This window comes from Mesorhizobium sp. M7A.F.Ca.US.005.03.2.1 (assembly GCF_003997795.1).
Taxonomy (GTDB): Bacteria; Pseudomonadota; Alphaproteobacteria; order Rhizobiales; family Rhizobiaceae; genus Mesorhizobium; species Mesorhizobium ciceri.
Genome location: NZ_RZRP01000312.1, coordinates 1 through 6,649, shown reverse-complemented (window position 1 = coordinate 6,649; position 6,649 = coordinate 1). Strand labels below are relative to the sequence as shown.

The 6,649-nt window shown below is 64.0% G+C and carries 9 protein-coding genes and 2 pseudogenes; 7 read left to right on the top strand and 4 right to left on the bottom strand.

What is annotated here, in order from left to right:
• The 6 genes and pseudogenes from EN991_RS40960 to EN991_RS18275 form a co-directional block, all read left to right on the top strand.
• A pseudogene (locus EN991_RS40960) lies at positions 1-117 on the top strand (cold-shock protein); the annotation flags it as partial.
• A 359-nt stretch (positions 118-476) separates the two neighbouring features.
• Positions 477-704 (top strand): hypothetical protein, encoded by a 228-nt coding sequence (locus EN991_RS18295; RefSeq protein WP_013532399.1) that lies wholly within the window; start codon positions 477-479, stop codon positions 702-704.
• Positions 704-1,111 (top strand): hypothetical protein, encoded by a 408-nt coding sequence (locus tag EN991_RS18290; RefSeq protein WP_013532398.1) that lies wholly within the window; start codon positions 704-706, stop codon positions 1,109-1,111. Before EN991_RS18295 ends, EN991_RS18290 begins: the two co-directional genes overlap by 1 nt.
• Position 1,112: 1 nt before the next feature.
• A complete protein-coding gene (locus EN991_RS18285) occupies positions 1,113-1,280 on the top strand; it encodes a hypothetical protein (protein ID WP_013532397.1) in 168 nt (55 codons plus the stop codon).
• 55 nt (positions 1,281-1,335) lie between these two features.
• Complete coding sequence (locus tag EN991_RS18280) at positions 1,336-1,656, top strand: YkgJ family cysteine cluster protein (protein WP_032809400.1); 321 nt, start codon at positions 1,336-1,338, stop codon at positions 1,654-1,656.
• An 81-nt stretch (positions 1,657-1,737) separates the two neighbouring features.
• Positions 1,738-2,349, top strand: a complete 612-nt coding sequence (locus EN991_RS18275; protein WP_013532395.1) for a LysE family translocator — start codon at positions 1,738-1,740, stop codon at positions 2,347-2,349.
• A gap of 98 nt (positions 2,350-2,447) precedes the next feature.
• On the opposite strand, the pseudogene EN991_RS18270 reads toward EN991_RS18275, so the two are convergent.
• The 3 genes and pseudogenes from EN991_RS18270 to EN991_RS18260 form a co-directional block, all read right to left on the bottom strand.
• Positions 2,448-2,831: pseudogene (locus EN991_RS18270) on the bottom strand (nuclear transport factor 2 family protein); the annotation flags it as partial.
• 16 nt (positions 2,832-2,847) lie between these two features.
• Positions 2,848-3,294 (bottom strand): OsmC family protein, encoded by a 447-nt coding sequence (locus EN991_RS18265; RefSeq protein ID WP_027163315.1) that lies wholly within the window; start codon positions 3,292-3,294, stop codon positions 2,848-2,850.
• A 34-nt stretch (positions 3,295-3,328) separates the two neighbouring features.
• On the bottom strand, positions 3,329-4,336 hold the full coding sequence (locus tag EN991_RS18260; protein WP_127369264.1) for an NAD(P)-dependent alcohol dehydrogenase: 1,008 nt from the start codon (positions 4,334-4,336) through the stop codon (positions 3,329-3,331).
• 102 nt (positions 4,337-4,438) lie between these two features.
• On the opposite strand from EN991_RS18260, the gene EN991_RS18255 reads away from it, so the two are divergent.
• Positions 4,439-5,047, top strand: a complete 609-nt coding sequence (locus EN991_RS18255; RefSeq protein ID WP_127369263.1) for a TetR/AcrR family transcriptional regulator — start codon at positions 4,439-4,441, stop codon at positions 5,045-5,047.
• Positions 5,048-5,140: 93 nt separating this feature from the next.
• On the opposite strand, the gene groL is transcribed toward EN991_RS18255, so the two are convergent.
• Positions 5,141-6,649, bottom strand: a 1,509-nt coding sequence (groL, locus tag EN991_RS18250) for a chaperonin GroEL (protein WP_127369262.1), incomplete at its 5' end; no start/stop codon positions are given.

The following is a 6,649-nucleotide window of genomic DNA, read 5'->3' as shown; positions in this document are numbered from 1 at the left end:
TCGGCCGTAGAGCGCGCCGGCATGCGTGACATCGTCGAGGGCCAGAAGCTCGGCTACGAGATGGTCCGCGACAACAAGTCGGGCAAGATGTCCGCCGACCAGTTGAAGGCGGCCTGAAAAACGAATTCTGCTCTCCCGGTGACCACGGATGTACTGGCACCGGTGAGTGGCGAATTCGGGCGCATGGCCGCGGCGACCTGAGTTTCCACGGCATATCATGTGCATAAGCAGGGCGTTCCCGTGCGGTGCATCCTTTTGGATGTCATCTGGTTGCGCGACGCTCTCATGGAAGGTCAGGCGGTGCCTGGCCTTTTTCATTTTCCGCGCCTTGCCGCCGAAAGTGCGCTGCGCGCCGGCCTGGACGTGCTAAGGGACGCTCCAGCAATTTGAATTCGCCGCGCGTATTGCTTTGTGCGTGATCCTGACCGAAGACCCGGTCTCGCTCCATCGGCACAGGCTCCTGACAGGAGAAAGATTTGACCACCAGTTCAAAGACAACCGTCGATCAGGCCGTGTCCCTGTTCAGCAAGACGCAAACCCAGTCGATGTCGCTCAACCGCATCAATTCCGAGCGCGACGCCGTCAGCGAGGCACGCGAAGCCAAGACCGCGCGTCTGCGCGAATTGCGCCTGGAGAAGGAGGCCGACGAGATGGCCGCCGCCGCCGCGCTAGCCGCTTTGCCGAAGCGGGCCGGACGACGCTGATGGCCACCAAACGCGTACCGCCAACACCGATCGCCGCCGACGCAACCATTGCCGATATGGTCGAAGGCCTCGACAAGCCGGTCGAATTCGTCCGGCGTGTGCTGGAAAAGCTCGAGCGCTGCAAGCGTGCCCACGGTGATGCCCAGGTTCGCGTCGGCGTGCGCGGCCGCGCCGAATGCCCGAACTACCTGATCGAGTATGTCCGCGAAGACGCCAAGACCCATGAGCGGGTGACGTATCAGGACGCCGCCTACAGCGGCAGCACGCATCGCGAGCTGGCAGCCCATCACATCGAGGCGGTGAAAAACTGGTCGCCCGAGGAAATGAACATCACGGCCGTTTCGGCGCTGATCGGCCGCCTGCGCAATCCGCGCGCCCCATCATCGCGCTTCGCCGACGAGGACTGACATGGCCATAAAATTCTCCTCCAAGGATCAGCCGGCAGCCTCGGGTGCCGCGGCAAAACCGGCCAAGCCGGTTGCCGCGCCGAAAGCTGGCGATGCCACCGAGGCGGCGACCGACCTGTTCAAGTCGCCGGCGGATTCGCCGAAGGGCAAGACGGCCAAGAAGAAATAGCGCCTTGCCGCAAGACGCAGATCACAACCCCGCCGCGCCAGGGCTGTCCGCCCTGGTGGCCGCCGCAAGCGTTTTGTCGTCGCAACAGGGCACCTTCGATTGCCAAAGCTGCGGTGCCTGCTGTTCCTATTCGGCCGAGTGGCCGCGCTTTTCCACCGAAGATGACGCACAGCTCGACCGTATCCCGGAAAAATATGTCGCATCCGACCTGTCAGGCATGCGTTGCGAGGGCGTGCGCTGCTCGGCGCTGTCCGGCGAGATCGGCAAGTCGACCGCTTGCGGCATCTACGACGTGCGGCCGGACGTCTGTCGCGCCTGCATGCCCGGCGACGAGGAGTGTCTGATGGCACGCCAGGCGCTCGGATTACCGGTGTAGCCAATCTCCCGTCGCCTCCGCTTGTGCGCCGACCCGCAGCCCGGTACCTTCCTGGCCGGGTAGGGTGCCGGAGGAACCATCGTGAGCATCGAATTTCTGTTGACGTCCCTGATTGTCGTGGCTTCGCCCGGCACCGGCGTTCTCTACACGCTGAGCGCCGGCCTCTCGCGCGGTGCGCGGGCCAGCGTCATCGCCGCCTTCGGCTGCACGCTCGGCATCATCCCGCACATGGCCGCCGCCATCACTGGCCTGGCGGCGCTGCTGCACACCAGTGCGCTCGCCTTCGAGACGCTGAAATATCTCGGCGTCGCCTACCTGCTCTACATGGCCTGGAACACGCTGAAGGAAAAGGGCGGCCTCAGCGTCGAGCAGGATGTGACGCCGCGCTCGGCCGGCAAGGTGATTGCCACCGGTATCCTCGTCAACGTGCTCAATCCGAAACTGTCGATCTTCTTCTTCGCCTTCCTGCCGCAGTTCGTCAGCACCACCGAGCCCAATGCGCTGTCGAAAATGCTGGAACTGAGTTCCGTCTTCATGCTTTTGACCTTCGTGGTTTTCGTCGGCTACGGCATCTTCGCAGCCTCGATCCGCAGCCATGTCGTCTCGCGGCCAATGGTGTTGACCTGGATGCGCCGGACCTTCGCCGGCGCTTTCGTCATGCTCGGCGCAAAGCTGGCGCTGGCCGATCGGTAGCGGGGAGCGGTTCAGTCTCGCTGATCCGCTCTCCTTTGTTGCGCTATTCCGGGCGAAAAGCGGTTATGCGCTTTCGGGGCATTGCTCGGGGCGCGCTGCCCCTTCACATAACCCATCGCTTCGACGATCCGCCCATCGGCCACACGCATGAGGTTGACGCCGCGCAGCGAATTGCCGTCGGTCATGAAATAGCGCCAGCGGATCGTTGCCCGGTCACCGGCAACGAAGGTTTCCTCGATATCGAAGCGCGTGCCGGCCTGGGTCGCGATCGCCGTCCAAAGCGCGACGCACGCTTCCTTGCCGGCATGGCGGGCGCCGTCCGGCGCCGGCACGGTGTTCTCGATCACGCAATCGTCGGCCACCAGCTCGGCGAGTGCCGAAGGATCATGGCGCTGGAATACGTCGTTGTAGCGCCGCATGATCTCGGCCGTCTGCTGGGACAGACCGTACGCGTTTGCGTCCATGACAAGCTCCTGTGTCATCTTCTTTCTCCTGGCTTCATTGACCTTTGGTGGCTTCGACGAGCGTTGCCTTGAGGGTGATCTGAGACACGCCGCCAAGGGCCCGCGAGACGAGGCAGCCCGCCTTGGCGGACTGTGCAAGGCGCTCGAATTCATCTTCGGCAAGTCCCGCGACCTCTGCCTCGGTTTCGAGTTCGATGCGGGTGATCGTCGGACCGGCAGCGGTTGCGCCAAGATGCACCTTGGCGACGGTGCTGATGCTTGTCGGGACATGATTGGCGTTGCCCAGCATGGCGCTCAGCGCCATCGAGAAGCAGCCTGCATGCGCCGCGGCGATCAGTTCTTCCGGGTTGGTGCCCGGACCGTTCTCGAAACGCGACGGGAAGGAATAGGCGCCTTCGAAGACGCCGCTGCCGAGCCGCAACCGGCCCGAACCTTCCTTCAGCGTCCCTTGCCACTTGGCCGAGGCTTCACGAATTGTCATGGTCGTTCTCCCTTGGGTTTGAGGACTCGATGGGTCAGGCGCCGTCGATGATCACCTTCCCAACGACGTCGCCCTGCTGGAAATAGCGATAGGCATCGCCGGCCTCGGTGAAGGCGAAGACCTTGTCGATGACGGGCCGCAGGCGGTGCTGCGAGACGGCGCGCAGCATGGCTTCGAGATTGGTCCGGCTGCCGACGAACAGGCGGCTGATGGTGGCGAGGCTGCGCTGGTAGAGTGCCGCCGGCAGCTGGATCGATCCGCCTTTCGCATCCTGCAGCGTCAAGAGCACGATGTGCCCGTAAAGCGTGCTGGCGATCAGCGACTGCGCGAAGGTCGCCGGGCCACCGGTCTCGACGACGAGATCGATGCCGCCGGTCTGGTCGCGGACGGCCGCACCCCATTGCGGCATATCCGGTGTCGAAATCACCAGGTCGGCGCCCAGCGCCCGCAGCCTGTCGGCTTTCTCGCCGCGCGAGGTGACGACGGCGACATGGCAGCCGAGCAGCTTGGCGAACTGCAATGCAAAGAGCGAGACGCCGCCCGAGCCGATGACCAGAACCCATTGGCCGGGCTTCGGAATTCCGGCGCCCGTCACCGCATTCCAGGCGGTCAGGCCGGCGCAGGTCAGCGTTGCGGCCTCTTGCCAGTCGAGATGATCGGGCAGCCGCACCGCCCATTGTTCGTCGAGAACCGCATATTCCGCCAGCATGCCGTCCAGCGTGCAGCCGAGCTGGTCGACGAGCCCGGCATGGATGCGGCCGTCGATCCAGCGCGCGAAATAGCTGCCGGTGACACGGTCGCCGACGGCAAAGCGGGTGACGGCAGCGCCGACGGCGACAACCTCACCAGCCCCGTCGCTCAGCGGAACGACGCCTTGGCGTGGCGGCAGCGGATAGGTGCCGTTGAGGATCATCGTGTCGCGTCGGTTGAGCGATGTGGCGCGAACGCGCACCACGATCTCATGCGGTTTCGGCTCTGGCTGCGCCGCCTCGCGCATCACCAGGGATTCGGTCCCGGATCCTTCGAGGCGGTAGTTGCGCATTTCGTTCTCCTCAAGGAATATATAGACTGATCTACATATTATGTAGACCGATTGTGATATTCTGCGCAAGGCCTATAATGATTCCTACTGACAGAGGTTGACATGGCCAACGACACCCGCACCCGCATACTCGAGACGACTGGGCTGCTGCTCAGGCAGCACGGCTATCACGGCACCTCGCTCAACGACATATTGAGCGCCAGCGGCGCACCGCGGGGCTCGCTGTATTTTCATTTTCCCGGCGGCAAGGACCAATTGGTCATCGAGGTGACGCGCGCCAGCGTTGCCGACGTGACGGAGAGGCTGGGCGAAGCGCTGGCCGCCGAAAAGGATCCGGCGGTAGCCGTCCATCATATCTACCAGTCGGTGGGGCGCATGCTGGAAGACAACCAGTTTTCACTCGGCTGTCCGATCGCGCCTGTCGTGCTGGACTCGCCCACCGACGTGCCGGAACTGGCGGAGTTGTGCCGCTCGGCCTTCGAACAGTGGATAGGTCTGCTGCGGGACGCCTTCGTCAGGGCAGGGGTGCCCGCGCGCCGCGCGCATGCATTGGCACTGCTGGTCGAATCGTCACTGGAAGGGCTGATGGTGATCGCCCGCGCCACCCGAGACCGCGCCCCCTTACAGGCGGTGGCTGATGAGGTCGCGGCGTTGATCGAAGCCGCGGTGCTTGCTGGCGAGGTAAAGCAACGCGCGGATGCCGCCGTCTGAGAACCGACGGAGGCGCGGCGATCGAGGTCCGCGTAAACGAAAAGGGCGGCATCTCTGCCGCCCTTTCCGTATCTGAAGGCTGATAGGGCTGGATTAGAAATCCATGCCGCCCATGCCGCCCATGCCGCCGCCGCCCATGCCGCCAGGCATGCCGCCGCCAGCCGACTCCTTCTTCGGAGCCTCCGCGATCATGGCTTCGGTGGTGACGAGCAGGCCGGCGACCGAGGCCGCGTCCTGGAGAGCGGTGCGGACAACCTTGACCGGATCGACGATACCCATGGCGATCATGTCGCCATAGTCGCCGGTCTGGGCGTTGTAGCCGAAGGTCGCGCCCTTGTTCTCAAGGATCTTGCCGGCAACGATCGATGCTTCCGCACCGGCGTTGGCCGCGATCTGGCGGGCCGGAGCCTGCAGCGCACGACGAACGATGTTGATGCCAGCGGCCTGGTCGGCATTGACGCCGGTGGCCTTGATGTTGGCCGAAGCGCGCAGCAGCGCGACGCCACCACCAGCAACGATGCCTTCTTCGACGGCCGCGCGGGTCGCGTTGAGGGCGTCATCGACGCGGTCCTTCTTTTCCTTGACTTCGACTTCCGTCGCACCGCCGACGCGGATCACCGCAACGCCGCCCGCGAGCTTCGCGAGACGTTCCTGCAGCTTCTCCTTGTCGTAGTCCGAAGTGGTCTCTTCGATCTGCTGCTTGATCTGGGCAACGCGGCCCTGGATCTCCGCCTTCTTGCCGGCGCCGTCGACGATGGTGGTGTTCTCCTTGGAGATCGACACCTTCTTGGCGCGGCCGAGCATGTTGAGGCCGACGTTCTCGAGCTTGATGCCGAGGTCTTCCGAGATGACCTGGCCACCGGTGAGGATGGCGATGTCTTCCAGCATGGCCTTGCGGCGATCACCGAAGCCCGGCGCCTTGACGGCGGCGATCTTCAGGCCGCCACGCAGCTTGTTGACGACCAGCGTGGCCAGAGCCTCGCCTTCGACGTCTTCCGAGATGATGAGCAGCGGCTTCGAGGTCTGCACGACGGCTTCGAGAACCGGCAGCATGGCCTGGAGGTTGGACAGCTTCTTCTCGTGCAGGAGGATGTAGACGTCCTCGAGCTCGGCAACCATCTTGTCGGCGTTGGTGACGAAGTAGGGCGAGAGGTAGCCGCGGTCGAACTGCATGCCTTCGACGACTTCGAGTTCGGTCTCGGCGGTCTTGGCTTCTTCAACCGTGATGACGCCTTCGTTGCCGACCTTCTGCATCGCTTCCGCGATCATCTTGCCGACCGACTCGTCGCCATTGGCCGAGATCGTGCCGACCTGGGCAACTTCCTCGGAGGTCTTGATCTTCTTGGCAGCCTTGCCGAGCGCCGAGACGACTTCGGTCACGGCCAGATCGATGCCGCGCTTCAGGTCCATCGGGTTCATGCCGGCGGCAACGGCCTTGTGGCCTTCCTGGACGATCGACTGCGCCAGAACGGTCGCGGTCGTGGTGCCGTCGCCGGCGATGTCGTTGGTCTTCGAAGCAACTTCGCGGACCATCTGCGCGCCCATGTTCTCGAACTTGTCTTCAAGCTCGATTTCCTTGGCGACGGTGACGCCGTCCTTGGT

Bases quoted from the DNA above. Each gene is read 5' to 3' on its own strand.
- EN991_RS18285 (WP_013532397.1), top strand. From the start codon at position 1,113: ATGGCCATAAAATTCTCCTCCAAGGATCAGCCGGCAGCCTCGGGTGCC.
- EN991_RS18260 (WP_127369264.1), bottom strand. From the start codon at position 4,336: ATGCGCAACTACCGCCTCGAAGGATCCGGGACCGAATCCCTGGTGATG.
- EN991_RS18290 (WP_013532398.1), top strand. From the start codon at position 704: ATGGCCACCAAACGCGTACCGCCAACACCGATCGCCGCCGACGCAACC.
- EN991_RS18265 (WP_027163315.1), bottom strand. From the start codon at position 3,294: ATGACAATTCGTGAAGCCTCGGCCAAGTGGCAAGGGACGCTGAAGGAA.
- EN991_RS18255 (WP_127369263.1), top strand. From the start codon at position 4,439: ATGGCCAACGACACCCGCACCCGCATACTCGAGACGACTGGGCTGCTG.